A 20,794-nucleotide genomic window follows, 5' to 3' on the forward strand; every position below is an offset into this window, starting at 1 on the left:
ACGCTATTCTGGTCCTACCGAACTAATCACTCGGCGCTCTAGGTTGATCAGGTCGTTTACCTTGCGGATGATCTCATCGTGGTATTCGAGTGTTTCTCGAAGGATTGCGAATTGACTCACACGCACGCCGCCGTCCTCAGCGATAGCTTTGGCCCCGATGGCACTGCCACCTTCGGACTGCTCGCAATAACTCTTGAGGGCCCCAGCCACCAGCTCCTTGGCGTCGGCAAGGGCCCGTCTGGTTTCTGCGCGAAATAGAGACTGAATTTCTCCTATCGCCCTCATGTACTCTCGGACGTGCGGATTGATTGGAATGGTCTCCTCGGTGAGTTCTGCCAACAGGGACTTTTTCACACTGCCGTCCAGCGCCAGTCGCGCGCGTGATATATGAGGCTCCAACCAAAAGTGCATCCGGTGCTTCACTTCCGCACCCTTTGGCGTCCACCTGTGCCCGAAGGACAACCCGTGGACACCGAAACCTCGATGCTGCACGAAGTTCCGAAGACCCTCCATGATCCGGTAGGAAAGCGATTTATCATACCACTGATTCGTCAATGCCTTGATCTTATCAGCAATACTGGCGGGTGAACCCTCAAGCCCACCAGCTATTGTTCTGATTTGATCGAGATAGGCTCTGCATGAACTCAGCAAGTTTGCCAACCGCTGATGTGCTCTGGTTGAGACCGACCAAAAATCGGAGTAGTGATCCTTCTTGTACAACATATCATCTATGGAGCTTTGTAATAAGTTTCTCTCATAGTCTTCATAATTGTATACGCAGACTAGAAAGAGTTCTTCGGCGTCGATTGCTTTTAGGATGATAGTGATGGCACTTGACAGGCTTTCGTAGTATTCCTTCGGAATGTCGATTTCGACCTTTCCTCCAAGGTAGTCGGAGACAATCTTGTATTCCATCTTGCATCTCCTTATTTGCCGGTCGGGTACGGAGTGATTTCTATCCACACCAAGGCCGTGGTGTAGGCGGGCAGCTTGTAGCACCGCAGACAAATGGCACGGCTAGTCCCTCGGAAATCAGCACGTCACCCACGTCTTGACCATTGGCAAACAGCGACCCGCAGCTTCGTCCATAGTTGCAGCGGTATGTACCCTCAGTCCCGGGGGGACAGGAGCAAGGTATCATCGCCAGTTCCAGCTTTGCGGAAGCGACCAACTCGGTAAGTCGCGCCTTCGCTCGACGCCCAAGGTCTGCTTCAACTGCGCACCTTGGCTCGATGCTCTCAGGAGCATTGAAACCGACCAGCCGGGTTCCCTTGGCAGAGCCGTCGAGACGGATGGTGTCGCCGTCCGTTACGCTGAACTGTGAGCTGAGAAGTGGCACCCTCTTCCCTGCGCCTGATGTTGCGAAGGATGGCATGTTTGGCCAAGTGACGTGCCCGCCCTTGACGACGAACGAGTAGATCAAAGACCCGACGACCAACGCCAGAGCGATGGCAAAGGTTCTGGCGAACCTTGCTGCCAAATACCGTCCCTCGCGCGCGGCTCGGCCTCGCCAGCGGCGCGTTCGCGAGTGCGATGGAATTCTATTCGGACGCGATTGCGAAGGTGAATAGACGGTTGGTTGTGCGGGACCTATCATCTCATAGAGTTTTGCCCACTGCTTTGCGCTCAGCCGTGTGCGTGGGCCGTACTTTACCAGACGGTCACGCATGTCGAGGAGGAATTGACGTTGCCATTGGCTGAGGTGGCCGCGAACAAGCGCAGCCTCGACACGGGACTTCAGATCGTCGCCAGGCCCCATCAAGATAACCCCACTCCTCCTCACAGTATCGGGCAGCCGCTTACGTGTGAATAGGTGAGGCGCGGAACCCCTCCACTCCGGCACCTGATAGCCTTCCTCAGGGGCCGCCTTGGAGTTCTCGTCAGGCTGTTACCGAGGGGGGTCAGGAGATCCCCAGAGAGGATGCAGCGTTCAGCAAGGTGGCCAGCGCAGTGATAACTTGGGCCATGACGAACGGCTTGGAGATCATGATGCTGTTCGGCACCCCTTCTGACGGCCAATCGTCTGCACCATGGCCGCTCATGTAGACGACGGGAAGGGTGGGCCTAGTGACCCTTGCATGACGGGCGATATCCCAGCCGGTACCGCCGTCCCCAAGCCTTATGTCCGTCAAAACAGCCGAGATGCGCTCTGGATCAAGATCAAACGTCTCTATCGCCGTGGCAGCGTTAAACGCTGAGGCGACCTCGAACCCCGCCTCGACCAAGGATTGTTCAACGTCCCAGAGTAGAATGCCCTCATCCTCAACCAATAGGATGACACCTGATGACATGCGAGCGCCGTTTTCGTTGGAGTTCCCCGACGGCTAAACGGGCGGAACGGGGATTTGTTCCCCCGCGTCAATTACATATGTTACTCGGGTAGCAGCGCCCCCTCCTCCTTGGCAGCCAGCCGGAAGCACCTTCGGGCTTCTTGAGGTGTCGCCAAGTCGGTCAGAGCGGCCATGCAAACGCTCAACGCACGGTCCCAATAAGGGCCACGCTTGGTGAACTTTAGGAGTTCCTCGGAGGCGCTCTCGACGTTGCTTACGTGGAGCCTGACACCGGCTTCGGTGGTCCTGATGGGGACCGGGGGTGAGAACCAATGGAGCGACATGCAGTCAATACATTAGCTGTAATGCACATAGTCAAGAGTGTACATTCATCGAGGGAAATCTTTAAACGGCTCTTGTCGTACGCTAGTCTCGGGCCATGTCACCCTAGGGTTGGGAGCAAGCAAAATGCCGGACAATACTGGGAATGGTGGGAGCCCATTTGAGCTAGCCCTGATTGCGGTGTTTGTACTGGTCGGCATCACCGTAATCATTGGCGTCGGATTGTATTGACTGCGGAGGGGTTACTCCCGTCGGACGTCGAAGGTGACGAACAGGCCACGCCTTGGGGCCGCCGCAACGATCATCTGGACCAAAGCGCAGTCAGTCTCGATAAGGTGAGGACCCAAGCTACGAACGGCTCCAATAGTCGCCCTAAGGGAGATGGAACTTCCCTCGCTGGCGTCTTGCAGCACTGCCCCAACAAGCTCTGCAGCCGTGCGTGACGTTCTTGCAGACGGATGAGCGTCCATGGCTCTCCCCCAAGCTGTGATGACTGAACACCGTGAGGCCACTCTCTGGGAGAATCAACAGCTTTGTGAGGGGCCGGAATATTTGGTCGAAATTTCTGAGCGGGTGATCGGATAATAGGCACGCGCGAAGTCTCCCCCGTGGCCCCTCCGGTTCCGCACATTGAGGACCGCGCGCGGTTACCTGAGGCAGGTGTACACAAACCTATACCTTTTTAGCACGGGTGGGTTGACTGTACCCTTAGCGTCTATTATCTATGTGTCCGCGTTTCTCAAAGAGGAAAGGGTACAGCATGGGCGAGATCATTGGCTATGCTCGCGTCTCAAGCGCGGGACAAGCTTACGATTTGCAGGCGGCTAGGCTCGAAGGGGCGGGCGCGTCGAAGGTCTTCGCAGAAAAGAAGTCCGGGCTGGATAACGACCGGCCCGTGCTGGACAGCTGCCTCCAGTACCTTCGGGAGGGCGACACGTTGATCATCACGAAGCTCGACCGATTGGCGCGCTCGACAAGCCATCTGCACGGCATCGTTGAAGGGCTCATTAAAAAGGGCGTCGGGTTCAAGGTATTGGATGATCCCACGCTCGACACCACCACGCGCACCGGCAAGCTGGTCTTTGGTATCCTTGCGTCCATCGCAGAGTTTGAGACGGCGCTTCGCAAGGAGCGGCAGATGGAAGGCATCGCGAAGGCTAAGGCCGAAGGGCGAGTTGGTGGGAGACCAAAGCTTGTCACCGATGAAACTGTGGCCGAGATTGCACGCTTGCGGCATGAGGGGCTTTCAATCAGGCAGGTGGCTGCGCAGATCGGCTTCTCGAAAGCCACGGTGCAGAAGATATTGACCGCTTGATGCATGTAGCACCGCTCAACGCGGAGACCTCGAATGAACAGACAGATGACAGTCGCTGCCGCCATCGGTCTCATCCTTGGGTTTGGGATAGGCGGGATGCGCGGCAATCTCCTTAGTGGTGCAGGCATTGGCATCGTATTCGCAATCGCCTTTGCGCTGGCAGTGCAGCCCCGGGAGCCGGGTGGGCGCGAATAGCCGGAAGTGATCTGTCGGGCCATGGGTTTGTCCCTGCTTGGCTCTCCGCACGACGACATAAATCGACGCTTTGAAACCGCTCGCGGATTGCTACGAGAGCCATCTAAATCTGACGTGGACGATTTAGGGTGCAGTAGACAGACCCTAGAGCGCTGACGCCGACGAATTAGGTGGCATCAGTTGTTCCCCCAGATGCAAATTGCAGGGCTTCCTGCGACTGGCTTGACGTGGACCTCGATGGGAGAACGGTCCGACATCAAAACCAAATCAACCCATACCGAAAGGAAAATATGAGAATATGCAAAGCTGCTGGCTGCGGTAATTCCGCTGCCGGCTACTCGACCCTCTGTGGCAATCACAGCAAGACCAAGGCCCGTCATGGGCATCCCCTACAGACCGCCATTCGGCGGCACGAACTGAAGCCCTACGAAAAAGCCGTTAGGAAGTGGCTGGAGACCCGTTCCTCGCCAGAGGCCTGGACAATCCTGGAAAGCCATTGGCGGGCGCTGGTGGCCTCCTGTGGCGTCTACAGGGAGCGTGTAGGTCACGGGCGACCTTACCAGCGAAACACCCTTCAAGCCTGTGAGACTATCCTGCGGGTAGACGCTGAGAACCGTGATCGTGAGGCAATCGTTCGGTTGCTCGCGATGGGTTATCTGCTTCATGCCCGTCCGTATCGCTTCCAATCAGAGGACGCCTATCGTTTCCAAGTGGCCCGACAGTTCCGATCGCTCACAGATGCCAGCGTTGGTATCCATTGGGACCACAAGGCCGGAAAGAGCAAACTGGTCTATCGCGACGTGGCTCCCAGGACCCTCAAAGCTCTCTGGGGTAAGCTCTCTGAAACCCACCTGCCACAATACGGTGAGCAGCTTGGCGAGGCCGATATGAAGGAAAAGTCACGGCGCAAGTACAAGCCAGAGGCTGTTAGAAGGGCGCTCCTGGGGGCGTCGGCAGCTAACCTGCTTGATGAACCCAACGACCGACCCGAGGTGCCGTTGTGAGGGGTGGGCTCGAAGAAGGGCGTCGCGTCGTCATCCACACCGACGGCTCTTGCAGCGGCAATCCAGGTCCTGGGGGTTGGGCGGCTGTCCTTTCCTCCTACAACGGTAGACGGGTCTTGAAACGCAAGGAGATCGGCGGAAGCGAACCCAGATCGACAAGCAATCGAATGGAACTTACCGCCGCCGTTAAGGCGCTCGGGCGATTGAACTCGAACGGCAGACCGGTGACCCTGAAGAGCGACAGTCAACTCCTTGTTCGAGGGATGACTGATTGGTTGCCAAAATGGAAGGCGAACGGTTGGCGCAAGGCCAAAGGAAAGCTTGAGAACGTGGACCTCTGGCAAGAACTGGACCGACTGTCTGCTCTGCACTGCGTCGACTGGCAGTGGATCGCTAGGGACAGCGATAGCTTCAACACAAGGGCTGACTACCTGGCACACAAGAATTCAGACACGGCTCGGCTCCGCAAGCTCGCCGCCTGATGCAGAAAACACAAAACGAGCCCGCAATGGCCCGTCCCTTTAACCCATGGCGCGTCCCATTGTCAGCCAAGGCGCGAACACTCGTGAAAGATGCAATCCTTTCTCTGGAGGATCATGAAAGGCGCAAAGGTCTGCGCACTCGCAAGCGCCGGCTGGCCGATCAGCGGAAGTTCGGGCAGATCGTAACAGCGGTTCTATCCGACGTTCTCTATAGCCATTTTAGAGGGCGAGCGGGTGGCCTGCGCATTTCCCGATCCAAGGACCACCATGCTGGCCAAAGCCGATATGGACCTTCGTTCGGCAAGACCTTGCCTGATGTCCTCGACAGGCTGGCCTCTCCGGAGTTGGGATTGATCACCCAACGGATAGGAAGGAAGTCGCTAGGAAATCCCCAGGAGGATCGGCAAACAGTCATCGGCCTTGGTCCGCAGTTGCTTTCGGCAATCGAAGGTCAGGGGATGACGACAGATGACTTTGCCGCCAATCCGACGCGGGAGGTCATCATCCTCAAGCGATCGAAGGGGGACTATTGGGACCAAGGCGAGACAATCGCCTATGCCGATACCGAAGCCACCATGGCCTACCGCAGAGAGGTCCGCGCGATAAACCAGCGGTTGGCTGAAGCCGATATCGAATGCTTCGCGGGTGACGCAAGCGATCGAACGCTACGGCGGATTTTCACAGAAGGGCGCTTCGATTGCGGCGGCCGGCTGTTCGGAGGTTTCTGGCAACCAATGAGCAAGGCCGACAGGCATGAGAACATTTTTATCGACGGTGAGAGCGTGGTTGAATTGGACTACGATCAGATGTCGGCTCGCATCCTCTATGGGCTGGCGGGTGTGTCTGCACCTTCTGGTGACCTCTACTCAGTACCCGGACTTGAGGGCCACCGCGAGGGCGTCAAGAAGGTTCTAAATGCCATGCTTTTTGCGCACCAGCGGCCGACCCGGTTCCCGAGAGGGACGCGCCCGCTGTTCCCGGCACGCTTGACCGTAGCGGAGGTGATGGATGCTATCGCCGACTATCATGGCCCACTGAAGGATGTGTTCTTCTGTGGCATGGGACATCGAGCTCAGTTCGTTGAGAGTGAGATCATGGTCGATGTGCTGTTGTCATTGCAACAGGTTGATGTCACCGCCCTGCCTGTTCATGACGCCATATGGGTACCGACATCAGCTAAGGACATTGCAAGGAAAGCGATGCTCACGGCCTTTATGGATCACACAGGGCAACCGGGGTCGGTCTCCTATGGATCGATCCGGTAATTCATCACCAAAAAGGCCATATAGCACTGGGTCTGTAACACTGGGGCTCTCTATATAGGGGGAACACTGGGGCTCTCTATATAGGGGGCCCGTAAGCGTCCCGAGTGCCTGTCCATGAGCCGCTGACGCAAAAGCAGGACCCAAGCACACCAAATCTTGAAACGTGCAGGCCTTCCAGGCCTCGCTCGGATCATTGCACCTGACCACCATCCAACTGCTTACCGCTTCTGTGAGCCCTGACGTTTCACGGAAGGCGGGAACTTTTTAGAAAGGAAGAACTAATCAACACCACCTATCAAGTCAAAATGGTTGGCAGCGACACTGCCACGTTCCCCGAAGGAAACATTTCCGTCACGACCAGAGAACCCAAGGCCCAGGACCCGATGCCACCCTTGGCCCGCAAGATGATCGTCGCAGGATGTGATCCCGAGGCCTCTGTTGAAATTCGTCGCGGCGCGATGCGGGTTTGGAAAAAGGATCATACTCTGCGCTTCTGGGCTGACCAAGACATCAGAGAACTGCCGAGTGGGAACATCGTCTGGCGGAAATACCAGAAATTTCCAGACCACCTCAGGGAACGAAGAAGCAAGCCCGAGCCCTCGGCTGCTACCGCGATGAGAGTACATCCCCAAAGCCCCCCTTGATTTTTGCCTATGCATAAATTACCTCCGTTATCAGAGTAATTGCACTGAAGGTGGTAATCCCTCCCACCGAGGTGGTGAAAGGAGCGACGTATGGAAAACCAATTGGGTCAGCTTTCGAAGGCAATTGCCTTTCTAGCGGAGTTCCGAAAGCTCGATAGCGAAATGCAAATGCAGACGGCCCTCATTTTCCTGCTGATTGCGAAAGACGAGGGATGCTCGGTTCGCGATCTTGAGCAACTGACTGGGCTAACCTCCGCCTCTTGTTCAAGGAACGTGGCGGCTCTCTCTGATGTCGGCCGGAAAGGAAACCCAGGGCACAACCTCGTCGCGGTCAAAGTCGACGCAGACGACCGCCGTCAGCGCAATCTCTTCCTCACCACAAAAGGCCGAGCCGTTCTCGCTTCGGCCTTGGAGGGCTTCAGAAATGCCGACTAAAAAAAGGGGAAACTCATTCCACACCGAGTTCATGGTGGCGGGTGAGCGCTACCGGGCCACGTTCGACACCTTTGCCGAGGGCGATGGCTGGGAGCAAGATGTTCGACATGCGGTGAAGATGGGGCGTCCTGCCCCTCTTCCAGCCTCGAAGGGCCGCATCTCTGGGGGCACAATCTCCACCTTCCAACAGGTGGCGAAGTACGCCCTTGAGAACCACTGGCAGGACAACCCCACCTACCACCTCAACATCGAGAGGATCGTGCAGGAGGTCTCCACAATCGTGGGTAAGACCAAGCTCATGGTAGAGATTGACCGCAAGGAGATCGACCGGCTGATCCGCATCTTCCGCTCGACGGGAAACCAGAACGGGACCATCAACCGCAAGCTCTCGGCGCTGTCCTCACTGTTCAAGGTGGCGATAGAGCTGGACGTGGTGCACACCCGTCCGCCGTGGCCCAGGAGGCTCAAGGAGAACGCCCATAAGCTTCGGTTCATATATCCACAGGAGGAGAAGCTCCTGCTTTCAACGGCATCCTACTTTGAGGACCCCGACCTAAGGGACCTCATGGTGTTCGCCCTCGACACCGGAGCCCGGTTCTCCGAAATCGCCAATGCCAAGTGGGACTGGTTCAACCCGGCGCTCACAAGCTGGATCATATGGCAGCGCAAGGCCAACAACCCGTTCGCCATGCCGTTGACCCAGAGAGTGCAGGAGGTCCTCAAGCGCCGCCGTAACAGGCCAGGAGGCCCCTTCGTGGCCGAGGTGTACCGCAACGTGCGGACCCGCCTCGACCGGCTCACCGAGAAGCTGGGCTACGATGACGTGACCTTCCACACCTTCCGCCACACCACCGCCAGCCGCCTTGTGCAGCGGGGAGTGGACCTCAGGCGCGTCCAGATATGGATGGGCCACAAGACCATCGCAACCACCATCCGCTACGCCAAGTTGGCTCCCAATGATCTGGCTGACGTGGTGAAGTTCCTGGAGCCGGTGCCTGCCTATCAAACAGAAGCAGTCCCAAAATCTGCATGTTCTATTTCCTAGGCCACCACGCCGTGTGGCCGTTCAATGACATTGGAGAGTCCCAGTTCGAACAAATACGGCAGCTGTCTGCCTAGACCTCTGGGAAAAGCCGTGCTAATCCGGCGGCAATTCCATCAGCGGGTATGGCGGAATTGGCAGACGCACGGGACTCAAAATCCCGCGCCGCAAGGCGTGTCGGTTCGACCCCGACTACCCGCACCAGCCGCTCCCTAGTCGATAAATCTACCGCCTGTGACCAGCGCAAAGACCTGTGGTAAAACCTGTGGTAAAATCGCTGGAAATTCCCTCAGCGAGTGTGGTGGACCTTTGCAGGCGTGATGGCCTCAAAGCCTTTGCCCACAAGGCTGTGCGCACTCGCTTCCCGCTTCACGCACCGCCCTTCCACTAGACTCAAAATCGAGTTCCGCAAGGAGTGCTGGTTCGATCCCGGCTAGGGGCACCATTTGATCGCTTTGAAGTCAACAAATCCAACCCCAATACCGAGGGCGTGAGCCATTTTGGTCAGACCACATTTTAGCTCGCTGACCTCAGGGCTTCGCGCTAGGCTCTATCTTTAACGTTCATCGTTGGGAGGAAACGCGGTGAACATGACGCGGCATCGGATCTTACCTCGCCTGACAAGCGAAGAGCTTGTTTCCATAACGCTATCGGGGCGGGAGGCATTTGCGATAGTCTCCACACGGGAAGTGATCGCGGAGGTTCGACGCCTGGCGCCGGACTGGCCGTGCAGCAATGACGCCCTGGTGGAGGCGGTGGTCAAATTCGCAACTGGTCGGACCATGGCCGTCTGTTTCGACCATCGCGATCAACACACCGTTTGAAATTCAGGAAGCATTTCACCGGAGGTGGCGCGCGGGAAGGCTTTCAAAGCTGATGGCGCCCGTGTGGCCGGAGTTTGCCAGTCGGCCAGTTCTCAGTCTGCCAGTCAAAGCTGAGGACACCGCAGCCGTCTGCCTAGGACGGAAGAGAAGAACGACGCCGGCGCATGCCGGCGCCTTCTCAACAAACGGACGTTTGAAGGAACTACCAGGTTTGGCGGCGATACCAGTCGTCGACCTCCTGGCGAACGCGATCCTTCGCGATGCCGTAGCGTTCCTGAATCTTGCCCTCCAGTTGGTCGCGCCTCCCGGCGATCTGGTCGAGATCGTCGTCGGTGAGATCGCCCCACTGTTCCTTCACCTTGCCCTTGAATTGCTTCCAGTTCCCTTCGATGCGGTTCCAATCCATGGTTCTCTCCTCGATGATCTGTCCAAAGCAGGGCGAGCATGGCCCCGTCATGACATCCAACATCCAGCTCTGCTAAAATGTTCCGGAATAGCTTGCCTTATTCAGCTGCGGGTATCCAGAACCTGTTGGGTCGCGTCGCGCGGGCGCGCGCTGCATTTGTTAACGCCGAGACCGAAGCCAACATCATTGGTGACCTGCTTGCCATTTCGGGCTCGCGCCGTAGTTTTAGGTGGCGGTGAGCGCTCCGGAGCCATTCAGGTGCAACGATTACGAGCAACATGTCGCTTGGGCCGAATATTGCCGCACGATGGCGTCGCTGGCGCTCAAAATCCCGGATCATCAAAGTGAACTCGATTTGCCAAGGGTGGACGACATCCACATTAACGATCCGGCACCAATCATGCGCGCTGCCGGCGACGCGGTAGAACTGGCTTCGATGGCGTTCGGATTTCCACCGGTCGGGCCAAAGGGCGGCCCTGTCTTCAACTTCCGCTCGGAAGGCCGGCAATTCGGGAATAGCAAGCGCTGTCTGGTGCCGGCGTCGGGGTTCTTCGAATTCACGGGCACGAAGTACCCCAAGGCAAAGCATCGGTTCACGCTGAACCGCGCGCCATTCATGGCGATTGCAGGCTTGTGGCGCGAAGGGACCGGCAACAAGCCGCCGACATTTACGATGTTGACGACTGAGCCGGGACCAGACGTCGCGCCGTACCACAATCGCCAGGTCGTGGTGCTCCAGCCAGAGAAGTGGTCCGCCTGGATCAATCTGACGGAGCCCGAGGCCGACCTTTTACAGCCGCTTCCGGCCGGGTCGCTTTCCGTGGAGACAGTTCGATCCGAACGCTCGTGACGAGCGACGGCCGATCACCGGTCAAACCATCTTGAGCATGAGACGGGATGGCTCCTGCGGCTAATTTAGCAAAGTGAACGAAACTGGTACAAAGTGGCAACCCCACCCTTGACGAGAGAGGAATATGTTCCTCTTTCTGCCGTATGCCCGACCAACCCGAACGATGGCACAAAGGCGCGCCATGGACCCTTATGCATGCCCACAATGCGGGGCAGGTCGCGCTCATTCGTTGCCGGAACTGCAACATCAAACGGTTCTTCAAGCCGGCAGAGCTGAGAGAAGTCTACGGGAATGTACCGATCGAGGCGCTGCGCGGCAGGATGACCTGCCAGATATGCCGCACGAGCGAGAGCATAGATGCGGAATTGCTCCACCTTGTCGGTGAGGAGGCGGTTAGAGTTCGATACCGTCGGTTGGTTGGGATCAAATTCGTGCGCCGCGTGATCTGGCGGGATGAATAGCGCTAGAAGGGAATTCACCAATCTATGCCTTGCAAGGGCACCCAAACTTCCTCCCGCGGCCGATCCATGCTCTCGATGGCACTACCGCCTTTTCAGCAAACTCTTCATCCGGTTGCGCAGCAGGCGCGCCATGTTGCGCGTCTCGCGGTAGAGATGCAGTTGCGAGGCGGCCTGGCGGGCGAGACGGTCGGAGTCCCTGGTCAACCCGATCACCAGCGTGCCGACCGGTTTGCGCTCGCTCCATAGCCGGCTCATCACCGGGTGGTCGGGCACGGCGCAGGAATCGGTCATCATGATGTTGGGGTCGTCGAGATGCTGCCTGGTGACCTCGATCATCAGCAGCGTGCCGGGCGAATAGACGGCAAGCGTCTCGTCATAGGCGGTCTTCCAGGTATAGGCGACGCCGGCCTCGACGAAGACGATCAGGCAAGCGATGGTGCGGCCGTCGAGTGTCAGCGAATGGATGCGGCACATGTCCTGTTCGGCCAGCCGGTGCACCGCCTCGCGCGCGAAGGCGGCGCGGAAACGGTCGATCGCCATGGCGGTGCGCTCGCGGCCTTTCCAGCCGGACGCTTCCAGCGTCAGGAAGTGTTCGATGGCGTGGCGGATCTCCTCGGGGCCGCGTGCCACGACATGTTCGAGCTTGCCGAGATCGCCGAGGCGCCGCTTGAGGCGGCGGAACTCGCGGTAATGGTGCGCGCGCAGCGAAGCCTTCAGATAATCGTCGCCCTCGAGCTCGCTCTCCAGCATCGGGCGCGGGGTCTGGCCCGTGGTGACCAGCATCAGGCCGCGCGTCTCGGCCACGGTGCCGATCAGGCTCGCCACAGGACCGTCCAGCCTGATGTCGGGCAGGACCAGGACTTTCGGCAGCTTCAAATGCGGGCGCGACAGCATCGAGAAGAAATCCTCGACCACGCCGACCGGATCGTCGCGGTCGATCAGCGGCGTGCCGAGCGGGCCGAACGGGCTCGACCATGTGCGCATGACCGGAACGCCCAGCGGCACCACCGGCCGTTCCACCGAGATCGGCACCAGCAGGCGCAGCCGGTTGCGGTATTCATCACCGTCGCGGATCACTGCGAGACGCACCTCACGGTCTTCCAGCCGGGGCATGGCCGGCGCCAGGAAGCGTGGGTTGAAGAAGACGTTCGGCTCGATCGTGCGGGCGCAGAGATAGTCCAACTCCTCGACCAGGTCGAAGCCGGCCGATGCCGGGTAGATGGCCAGTTTGCGCTCGGGCCGGTTGTTGGCGAGGATCTCGATATGGGCCGGGTCGGCGTCGCGCGCCAGCCCGGCAAGGCCGGACACCATGGCGCCGGCGGGACCGCCGCTGGTTTCCTCGAGCAAGGGGATGGCGGCCATCAGGCGGCTCCTTTGGCAGGCACGAAGATCGCCATGACGATGCCGAGCTTGCGCCAGACCGTGAAGGACAGCGCGCCGGCCTCGAAGATCATCGCAAAGGCGGTGGCCATGGCCGCGCCCCACAGGCCGAAAAGCGGGATCAGCACCACGTTGAGTCCGATGTTGAAGGCGAGTGTCATGGCATAGACGGCGGCGCAGACATTCTGGTTGCCGCTCATGGTGAGCAGGCTTTCGCAAGGACCGACGGCGGCACGCGCCACGACGCCGAAGACGAGCAGGAACAGAAGCGGATAGCCGGACGTGAATTCCGGGCCGAACAGCACCAGCATCGGTTCGCCCAGCGCCAGCACCAGGAACGCCATCAGCAGCGAGGGCCAGAATGTCCACGACACCGTCTCGCGGGCGAAGACGGCGAGCTTTTCCGGCTCGCCGTGGGTGAACTGCGCGTAGCGCTGGGCGACGCCGGCCTTGACCGCGAAATAGACGAAATGCACCAGCGCCAGTGTCTTGACCGTGGCGAAATAGACGGCGACGTCGTTTGGATCCATATAGGCGCCGACCATCAGCACATCGGCATTGGTCAGCAGGAAGAAGAAGCTCTCGACCAGGAAGATCGGCAGCGAGACGACGAACCATTGCGCGAAATGCACCTTCATCGGGCCGGCCGGAATCTGCCTTTCCATGCGCTGGGTGATGCCGATGAGCTGGCTTAGCGTGGTGACGTAGGTAGCGGCGATCGAGGCGAAGATCGCCGTCCGCGCGTCAGGGGCGTAGCCCGCCCACAGCATCAGCGCCATGAACAGCAGGATCAGCACCGGCCGTATAAGGTAGGTCGGCGACAGCGCGAACAATGCCCATGAATTGGCGCGCGCCAGTCCTTGCAGCAAATCCGACAGCGCGATCATCGGCAGGCAGATGACGCCGAGGATGAACGGGATCACGTAGTAGTTTTCGATCCAGGGTGCGGCCAGCCAGACGCCGAGGGCGCCGAGCCCGGCGATCAGTGTCGAGGCGATCAGCACGAACAGGCGGCTGGCCACGACGATGCCGCGCAATTCATCCATCAGGCCGCGCTCGCGGTATTCGGGAATGAAGCGGATGACCGATGTGTGGAAACCGAGGCAGGCGAGGTTGCCGACGATGACCATCGTCACCCAGACCAGCACGAAGATACCGTATTCGAACGAGCCCATCCAGCGCGCCATCAACACCTGGCTGATGAAGGCGATGACGGCGCTGACGATGCGGATGGAGAAGGCGATGACCGACATGCGGCCGGCCTCGCCGCGTTCATCGGCGGTGAACAACGCGGCATCGATGCGGTCAAGCAGCGGCCCCACGCGCAGCGCCAAACGCTGCGGCAAGAACCGCCCGGCAGTCGTGGCCGCGGAAAAGCGCACCCCGATTTCTCTCCGTCTTCCGCCTCTTTTTTCAGGCTTTGGTGTAGCGAAGACACCTTAAGAAACGGTTGGGTGAGGAGCTTCCTTCTACCCGTCACTATAAGGGGGAGAAGGTGCCGGTCCACCTCCGCAGCTGCTGCGGAGGACGGGCAGGCGGATGAGGGGCGGCGCCGGGTTTCGGAGATTTTGCGCTGAGGCGGGAAGAGGAAGGAAGACCATCTGCGGACGAACCGGCTCGCGGGGGAGCGGGCGAGGCATCGTTTTTGCCACAAACAAACGCTAATTGCCGAACTTGGCGCCGCCCCTCATCCGACCCTTCGGGCCACCTTCTCCCCGTATAGTGACGGGGAGAAGGGATGCAGTGCCGTTACGCGAACGCGCCGTGGCAGTGCTTGTATTTCTTGCCGGAGCCGCAGGGGCAAGCCTCGTTGCGGCCGACCTTGCCCCAGGTGGCGGGGTTGTTCGGGTCGCGATCTTCGGGGGCGACGATGACATTCTGCTCCGGACGGACCAACAGGGCGGTCTCGCCGCCTTCGAAATCATTCTCGCCGGTGGTGCCGTCGATGTGGCTGCCGAACATGTCGGGCGCTTCCGGCGGCGGGGCTTCGGCGGCCTGGCGGACGAGTTCGACGCGCATCAGCTGCGCGGTGACGGCCTGGCGCAGATTGCCGAGCATCGCCTGGAACAGCTCGAACGCCTCGCCCTTGTATTCCTGCAGCGGATCGCGCTGGGCGTAGCCGCGGAAGCCGACCACCGAGCGCAGATGATCGAGATTGACGATGTGCTCGCGCCACAGATGGTCGAGCGTCTGCAACACCACCGAGCGCTCGACATAGGTCATCACCTCGGGGCCGAAACGGTCGGCGCGTTCCTTGGCGGCGTCGGCGGCGGCGGCGGCGATGCGCTCGCGGATGTCGTCCTCGGCGATGCCTTCTTCCTTCGCCCAGTCCTCGACCGGCAGGTCGAGATTGAGGAATTCGGCGACCTCGGCCTTCAGGCCCGCGACGTCCCATTGCTCGGCATAGGCGTTTTCGGGAATGGCCTTGGCGACGATCTCGTCGATGACGCCTTCGCGCATCTCGGCGATGGTTTCCGACAGGCCTTCGCCGTCCATCAGTTCGATGCGCTGCTCGAACACCACCTTGCGCTGGTCGTTGGAAACGTCGTCATATTTCAGCAGGTTCTTGCGGATGTCGAAGTTGCGCGCCTCGACCTTCTTCTGCGCCTTTTCCAGCGCCTTGTTGATCCAGGGATGGATGATGGCCTCGTCTTCCTTGAGGCCGAGCTTCTGCAGCATGCCGTCCATGCGCTCGGAGCCGAAGATGCGCATCAGGTCGTCCTGCAGCGACAGGAAGAATTTCGAGCGGCCGGGGTCGCCCTGGCGGCCGGAACGGCCTCTGAGCTGATTGTCGATGCGGCGCGATTCATGGCGCTCGGTGGCGAGCACGTAAAGGCCGCCGGCGGCCAGCGCCTTTTCCTTCAAGCGCTCGACGTCCGCATTGATTTCCTGTTCGCGCGCCTCGCGCTCGGGACCTTCGGGCATGTCCCCCAGTTCCTCGGCGATGCGCATCTCGGCATTGCCGCCGAGCTTGATGTCGGTGCCGCGGCCGGCCATGTTGGTGGCGATGGTGATGGCGCCAGGCTTGCCGGCCTGGGCGACGATCGCCGCCTCGCGCTCGTGGTGGCGGGCGTTCAGCACCTCGAAATCGCTGAAACCTTCCTTGCGCAGGCGCTCGGCCAGCTGCTCGGACTTTTCGATCGAGGTCGTGCCGACCAATGTCGGCTGGCCCTTGGCGCTGGCTTCGCGGATCTCCCTGACGATGGCCTTGTACTTCTCCTCGACCGTCCGGTAGACCTCGTCGTCCTCGTCCTTGCGGATAACGGGCAGGTTGGTCGGGATCTCGGTGACTTCGAGACCGTAGATGTTGCCGAATTCCTCGGCCTCGGTCAGCGCCGTGCCCGTCATGCCGGAAAGCTTCTTGTAGAGGCGGAAATAGTTCTGGAAGGTGACGGAGGCGAGCGTCTGGTTCTCCGGCTGGATCGCCACGTGCTCCTTGGCTTCGAGCGCCTGGTGCAGGCCTTCCGAATAGCGGCGGCCGGGCATCATGCGGCCGGTGAATTCGTCGATGATGACGATCTCGCCGTTGCGCACGATATAGTCCTTGTCGCGTTGGAACAGCCGATGCGCCTTCAGCGCGTTGTTGACGTGATGGACGATGGCGACGTTCTCGACGTCGTAGAGCGACTCGCCCTTGAGCAGGTCGGCATCTCGCAGCATGTTCTCGAGCTTCTCGGTGCCTTCCTCGGTGAAGATCGAGGTCTTCTGCTTCTCGTCGATCTCATAATCCTGCGGCTGCAGCTGGATGATGAAGGTGTCGATGGTGTTGTACATTTCCGAACGGTCTTCGAGCGGACCGGAAATGATCAGCGGCGTGCGCGCCTCATCGACCAGGATGGAATCGACCTCGTCGACGATCGCGTAATTATGACCGCGCTGCACCATCTGGGCGCGCTCATACTTCATGTTGTCGCGCAGATAGTCGAAGCCGAGCTCGTTGTTGGTGGCATAGGTGACGTCGGAGGCGTAGGCGACGCGGCGCTCCTCGTCCGACAGGCCGTGGACGATGACGCCGACCGAAAGGCCGAGGAACTTGTAGACGCGGCCCATCCATTCGGAGTCGCGAGTGGCGAGGTAGTCGTTGACGGTCACGACATGGACGCCGTTGCCGGCGAGCGCGTTGAGATAGACCGGCAGCGTCGCGACCAGGGTCTTGCCCTCGCCGGTGCGCATCTCGGCGATGCCGCCATTGTGCAGCACCATGCCGCCGATCAACTGGACGTCGAAGGGGCGCATGCCAAGCACGCGGCGCGCCGCTTCGCGGGCGGTTGCGAAGGCCGGGATCAGCAGGTCGTCAAGGCTGGCGCCGTTGGCGATGTCCTGGCGGAATTTTTCCGTGCGGCCGGCAAGCTCGGCGTCGGAGAGCGCCCGCATCTCGTCTTCCATGGCGTTGATCGCCTCGACGCGGGGGCGGGTCGATTTGACCCGACGGTCGTTGGAGGAGCCGAAAACCTTACGGGCGAGACCGCCGAGACTGACCATCCAATGGTCCTTTCGATAGAATTCTCAATCTTGAGACAGGCGCCGGCCGGCCCCATCACATCCACGTGAATGCACCGCCTGAATACGGGCAAACACAAAAAGCGCCCGGAAAACGGTTCTGGACGCCAAGTCGATGGACAGATAAGAGGGGGCTCAACTGATGTCAACGCCGCGCTGGCCCTGCCGGTCGCGCCAAATTCCGCCACAATCTGGCTGATCTGGAAGCCGCCTCCTTACAATCCCTCACCGGAGTCATCCTTATGTCCTTGTTGTTCAGCCGTGCGTCGCTTGCCAGCCTTGGCCTGGTCCTCGGCCTGTCGGCTCTTTGCCTGTCGCCGTCGATGGCGCAGGAGACCGCTCCCGCACCGGCCGCCCCGGCGGATGCGGCGGCACCCGCCGCGGCGCCGGTCGACCCGAATGCCGTGGTCGCCACCGTCAACGGCCAGCCCTTGACCGAAGCCGATCTGGTGCTCGCCGAAGGTGAACTGTCGCAGCAGTTCGCGCAGTTGCCGGCCGAACAGCGCCGCGCGGCGGCCCTTTCGGCGGCAATCGAAATCCGCGTCATGGCCGCCCAGGCGGTCGCCACTGGCCTCGACAAGGATCCCGACTTCCAGCGCCGCATGGCTTTCCTGCAGCAGCGCGCGCTGCATGGCGAAATGGTCGAGAAGGGCGTCGTCGACAAAGTCACCGACGCCGAGGTTCGCGCCCGCTACGACCAGGAAATCGCCAACACGCCGCCGGTAAACGAGGTGCATGCCCGTCACATCCTCGTGAAGACGAAGGAAGAGGCCGAGGCGATCATCAAGCAGCTCGATGGCGGCGCCGACTTCCAGAAGCTTGCCAACGAACACACCTCAGATCCGAGCGGCAAGAGCAATGGCGGCGACCTCGGCTGGTTCGGACCTGGCCAGATGGTGCCGGAATTCGACAAGGCGGCGTTCGCGCTCGATGTCGGCAAGTACACCGAGCAGCCGGTGCAGTCGCAGTTCGGCTGGCATGTCATCAAGCTCGAGGACAAGCGCGCCAAGCAGCCGCCGGCCTTCGACGACGTCAAGGACCAAGCCAAGCAGGCTGTCATCCGCGACAAGTATTTCGCGCTGGTCAAGTCGCTGCGCGCCGGCGCCAAGGTCGAGATCCCCGACGCCAAATTGAAGAAGACCGTCGACGCGCTGGAAAGCGCCAAGTAAGCCCGAACGGCTCGAAAGAAGGGCGCGGCAGCCAAAAGGCGCCGCGCCCTTCTTCGTTGGCACGTGCCAGCGATGCCTACCTGTCGGGTGCCGCTATGCCTTGCAGGAGGTAGCGGACCACCTTGCGGATCGTCGCTTCGGACTCGTCGATCCGGTTGGTCAGGAGATGCCGCCAGGCGTAGGACGCCACGAGGTCGGCGACCACGCCCGGATCGATGTCGCTGGCGATCTCGCCCCTTGCCTTGGCGCGCTCGATGATCTGGCCGGTGTGGGTCCGGCGTCCTCCGGCATAATCGGCAAGGGCTTTGGCCGCGGTTTCATCCGACTGCGCCTCGGCAATCAGCGACCTGAACACGCTGCCCGACGATGTCTCGCGCCAGTGCGTGAAAAGGTTCATCAGGAAGCCGACGAGATCCTCTTCCAGTTTTCCCGTATCGGGCACGTCGACGCGCTTCTGGCGCTGGTAGACCTCAAGCAGCAATGCCGCCTTGCTCGGCCACCAGCGGTATATGGTCGGCTTGCCGGCCCGCGCGCGCCGCGCCACCGCCTCGATCGAAAAACCGGCATAACCGGCTTCGACGAGGACGGCCTCGGCGGCCTCCAGAATGGCGTCCGCGCTGTCGGGATTGCGCCGCGCACCGATCGATTTGCGCGCCGTGTCCGCCTCCTCGGCCATTCCTGTGGTCCTCGTTTCAATTCGCCGGCATGATAAGTGATCCGGCGATGAAACGAAACGACCCGTTTTTGACGTAGCGCGCCGCCGTGATCAGGCGGTGGCCGTTACATGGGAGGATCATAGCGCCACGGACCCCGGCGACGCCAACGGATTTGAAATGCAAGCTTCATCCTGAACGGGTTGGCCCCTGGCGGGAGCGACGAAAACGCGCTTGCACCGGCGCGCCGTATCGGGCAAACCGGCCTTCCCCTTGCGATTTTCCCGCCCGAGGTCCCATGTCCACAACGATTTCGCCGCTCGCGCCGAAGAAATACCCCAAGATGCCTGAAATCGAGGGGGTGCGCATCGCCACCGCCGAGGCGGGAATAAAGTACAAGAACCGCACGGACCTGCTGGCCATGGTGTTCGACGCCGGCACCGCGGTCGCCGGCGTGTTCACCAAGTCGAAATGCCCCTCGGCGCCGGTCGATTTCTGCCGGCAGAACCTTGGCGCCGGCAAGGCGCGGGTGCTGGTCGTCAATTCCGGCAACGCCAACGCCTTCACCGGCAAGAAAGGCCGCGAATCCACCGCGATGACGGGCGAAGCCGCTGCAAAGGCCGTCGGCTGCACGCCAGGCGAGGTTTTCCTGGCCTCGACCGGTGTCATCGGCGAGCCGCTCGACACAACCAAGTTCAGCCATCTGCTCGCAGGGCTGGTCAGTGACGGCAAGCCGGACCTGTGGACCGAGGCGGCAAAGGCCATCATGACCACCGATACCTATCCGAAGGTGGCGACGCAGACGGTCAAGCTCGGCGATGCCGATGTCACCATCAACGGCATTTCCAAGGGCGCGGGCATGATCGCGCCCGACATGGCGACGATGCTCTCCTTCATCGCCACCGACGCGCCGATCGCAGCACCGGTCCTGCAGGACCTGCTGTCGCGGGGCACGGCCAAGACATTCAATGCGGTGACCGTCGACAGCGACACCTCGACCAGCGACACGCTGCTGTTGTTCGCCACCGGCAAGGCGGCAAAGCGCGGCGCGCCTGAAATCACCGATCCCAGAGATGCCCGCCTTGGTCAGTTCCGCCGGGCGCTCGGCAAGGTGCTGAAATCGCTGGCGCTGCAAGTGGTGCGCGACGGTGAGGGTGCCCGCAAGCAGGTCGAGGTCACCGTCACCGGGGCCAAGTCAGCCCGTTCGGCCAAGCGCATCGCGCTGTCGATCGCCAATTCGCCGCTGGTCAAGACGGCGGTCGCCGGCGAGGACGCCAATTGGGGCCGCGTCGTCATGGCCGTCGGCAAGGCCGGCGAGCCCGCCGACCGCGACCTTCTGTCGATCTGGTTCGGCGACAACAGACTGGCGCATGAGGGCGAGCGCGATCCCGCGTATTCTGAGGCCGCGACCTCGGCCTACATGAAGCGCGATGACATCCGCATCCGCGCCGATATCGGCATCGGCCGCGGCAAGGCGACGGTGTGGACCTGCGATCTCACCAAGGAATATGTCGCCATCAATGGCGACTATCGGAGCTGATCGCCTTGGTTTCGCGC

At 60.5% G+C, this 20,794-nt stretch carries 19 protein-coding genes and 1 tRNA gene; 11 read left to right on the top strand and 9 right to left on the bottom strand.

The genetic code is table 11. The features are described 5' to 3' along the window. Positions 1-3 precede the first annotated feature (3 nt). From LB536_RS18070 to LB536_RS18080, 3 genes are all read right to left on the bottom strand, one after another. A complete protein-coding gene (locus tag LB536_RS18070; protein ID WP_224595127.1) occupies positions 4-915 on the bottom strand; it encodes a hypothetical protein in 912 nt (303 codons plus the stop codon). Between the two features lie 986 nt (positions 916-1,901). Then, the gene (locus LB536_RS18075) at positions 1,902-2,291 is read right to left on the bottom strand and encodes a response regulator (RefSeq protein WP_224595130.1); all 390 of its coding nucleotides are present in this window, start codon (positions 2,289-2,291) and stop codon (positions 1,902-1,904) included. An 80-nt stretch (positions 2,292-2,371) separates the two neighbouring features. Next, complete coding sequence (locus LB536_RS18080) at positions 2,372-2,614, bottom strand: DUF982 domain-containing protein (RefSeq protein ID WP_224595132.1); 243 nt, start codon at positions 2,612-2,614, stop codon at positions 2,372-2,374. Positions 2,615-3,372: 758 nt separating this feature from the next. Between LB536_RS18080 and LB536_RS18085 the strand changes: the two genes are divergently transcribed. From LB536_RS18085 to LB536_RS18120, 8 genes are all read left to right on the top strand, one after another. Further along, a complete protein-coding gene (locus LB536_RS18085) occupies positions 3,373-3,927 on the top strand; it encodes a recombinase family protein (RefSeq protein ID WP_224595133.1) in 555 nt (184 codons plus the stop codon). 33 nt (positions 3,928-3,960) lie between these two features. Beyond that, positions 3,961-4,122, top strand: coding sequence for a hypothetical protein (locus LB536_RS18090; protein ID WP_224595134.1), 162 nt, complete (start codon positions 3,961-3,963; stop codon positions 4,120-4,122). Positions 4,123-4,769: 647 nt separating this feature from the next. Next, positions 4,770-5,126 carry a hypothetical protein gene (locus tag LB536_RS18095; protein WP_224595135.1) on the top strand — a complete coding sequence of 119 codons (357 nt, stop codon included), beginning with the start codon at positions 4,770-4,772 and terminating at the stop codon, positions 5,124-5,126. Continuing rightward, positions 5,123-5,608, top strand: coding sequence for a ribonuclease H (locus LB536_RS18100; RefSeq protein WP_224595136.1), 486 nt, complete (start codon positions 5,123-5,125; stop codon positions 5,606-5,608). The genes LB536_RS18095 and LB536_RS18100 overlap by 4 nt, the downstream gene beginning before the upstream one ends. A gap of 83 nt (positions 5,609-5,691) precedes the next feature. Continuing rightward, positions 5,692-6,873: a hypothetical protein gene (locus tag LB536_RS18105; protein WP_224595137.1), complete on the top strand. Its 1,182-nt coding sequence runs from the start codon at positions 5,692-5,694 to the stop codon at positions 6,871-6,873. A 734-nt stretch (positions 6,874-7,607) separates the two neighbouring features. Then, on the top strand, positions 7,608-7,952 hold the full coding sequence (locus LB536_RS18110; RefSeq protein ID WP_224595138.1) for a MarR family winged helix-turn-helix transcriptional regulator: 345 nt from the start codon (positions 7,608-7,610) through the stop codon (positions 7,950-7,952). Beyond that, the gene (locus LB536_RS18115; RefSeq protein WP_224595139.1) at positions 7,942-8,997 is read left to right on the top strand and encodes a tyrosine-type recombinase/integrase; all 1,056 of its coding nucleotides are present in this window, start codon (positions 7,942-7,944) and stop codon (positions 8,995-8,997) included. Before LB536_RS18110 ends, LB536_RS18115 begins: the two co-directional genes overlap by 11 nt. A gap of 116 nt (positions 8,998-9,113) precedes the next feature. Then, positions 9,114-9,198, top strand: a tRNA-Leu gene (locus LB536_RS18120). Positions 9,199-10,020: 822 nt separating this feature from the next. On the opposite strand, the gene LB536_RS18125 is transcribed toward LB536_RS18120, so the two are convergent. Next, positions 10,021-10,224: a CsbD family protein gene (locus LB536_RS18125; RefSeq protein ID WP_140754230.1), complete on the bottom strand. Its 204-nt coding sequence runs from the start codon at positions 10,222-10,224 to the stop codon at positions 10,021-10,023. A gap of 307 nt (positions 10,225-10,531) precedes the next feature. Here LB536_RS18125 and LB536_RS18130 point away from each other — a divergent pair, with 307 nt between their 5' ends. Beyond that, positions 10,532-11,074 carry an SOS response-associated peptidase gene (locus LB536_RS18130; protein ID WP_224595140.1) on the top strand — a complete coding sequence of 181 codons (543 nt, stop codon included), beginning with the start codon at positions 10,532-10,534 and terminating at the stop codon, positions 11,072-11,074. A 65-nt stretch (positions 11,075-11,139) separates the two neighbouring features. Here LB536_RS18130 and LB536_RS18135 read toward each other — a convergent pair whose 3' ends face one another. The 4 genes from LB536_RS18135 to secA all read right to left on the bottom strand — a co-directional run bounded on the left by LB536_RS18135 (position 11,140) and on the right by secA (position 17,397). After that, positions 11,140-11,553 carry a hypothetical protein gene (locus tag LB536_RS18135; RefSeq protein ID WP_224595141.1) on the bottom strand — a complete coding sequence of 138 codons (414 nt, stop codon included), beginning with the start codon at positions 11,551-11,553 and terminating at the stop codon, positions 11,140-11,142. A 63-nt stretch (positions 11,554-11,616) separates the two neighbouring features. Beyond that, on the bottom strand, positions 11,617-12,897 hold the full coding sequence (locus LB536_RS18140) for a GNAT family N-acetyltransferase (protein WP_224595143.1): 1,281 nt from the start codon (positions 12,895-12,897) through the stop codon (positions 11,617-11,619). Then, the gene (locus LB536_RS18145) at positions 12,897-14,297 is read right to left on the bottom strand and encodes an oligosaccharide flippase family protein (RefSeq protein WP_140809406.1); all 1,401 of its coding nucleotides are present in this window, start codon (positions 14,295-14,297) and stop codon (positions 12,897-12,899) included. Before LB536_RS18145 ends, LB536_RS18140 begins: the two co-directional genes overlap by 1 nt. Positions 14,298-14,664: 367 nt before the next feature. After that, complete coding sequence (gene secA, locus LB536_RS18150) at positions 14,665-17,397, bottom strand: preprotein translocase subunit SecA (RefSeq protein WP_224595146.1); 2,733 nt, start codon at positions 17,395-17,397, stop codon at positions 14,665-14,667. 260 nt (positions 17,398-17,657) lie between these two features. Between secA and LB536_RS18155 the strand changes: the two genes are divergently transcribed. Then, positions 17,658-18,584: a peptidylprolyl isomerase gene (locus tag LB536_RS18155; RefSeq protein WP_140809403.1), complete on the top strand. Its 927-nt coding sequence runs from the start codon at positions 17,658-17,660 to the stop codon at positions 18,582-18,584. Between the two features lie 76 nt (positions 18,585-18,660). Here LB536_RS18155 and LB536_RS18160 read toward each other — a convergent pair whose 3' ends face one another. After that, entirely contained in the window at positions 18,661-19,260 is a 600-nt protein-coding gene (locus LB536_RS18160) for a TetR/AcrR family transcriptional regulator (RefSeq protein ID WP_140754220.1), read from the bottom strand. A 275-nt stretch (positions 19,261-19,535) separates the two neighbouring features. Between LB536_RS18160 and argJ the strand changes: the two genes are divergently transcribed. Continuing rightward, positions 19,536-20,777 carry a bifunctional glutamate N-acetyltransferase/amino-acid acetyltransferase ArgJ gene (gene argJ, locus LB536_RS18165; RefSeq protein WP_224595149.1) on the top strand — a complete coding sequence of 414 codons (1,242 nt, stop codon included), beginning with the start codon at positions 19,536-19,538 and terminating at the stop codon, positions 20,775-20,777. Positions 20,778-20,794: the final 17 nt, after the last annotated feature.

Origin of the sequence: Mesorhizobium sp. ES1-3, from assembly GCF_020164795.1 — a bacterium.
Lineage (GTDB): Bacteria > Pseudomonadota > Alphaproteobacteria > Rhizobiales > Rhizobiaceae > Mesorhizobium.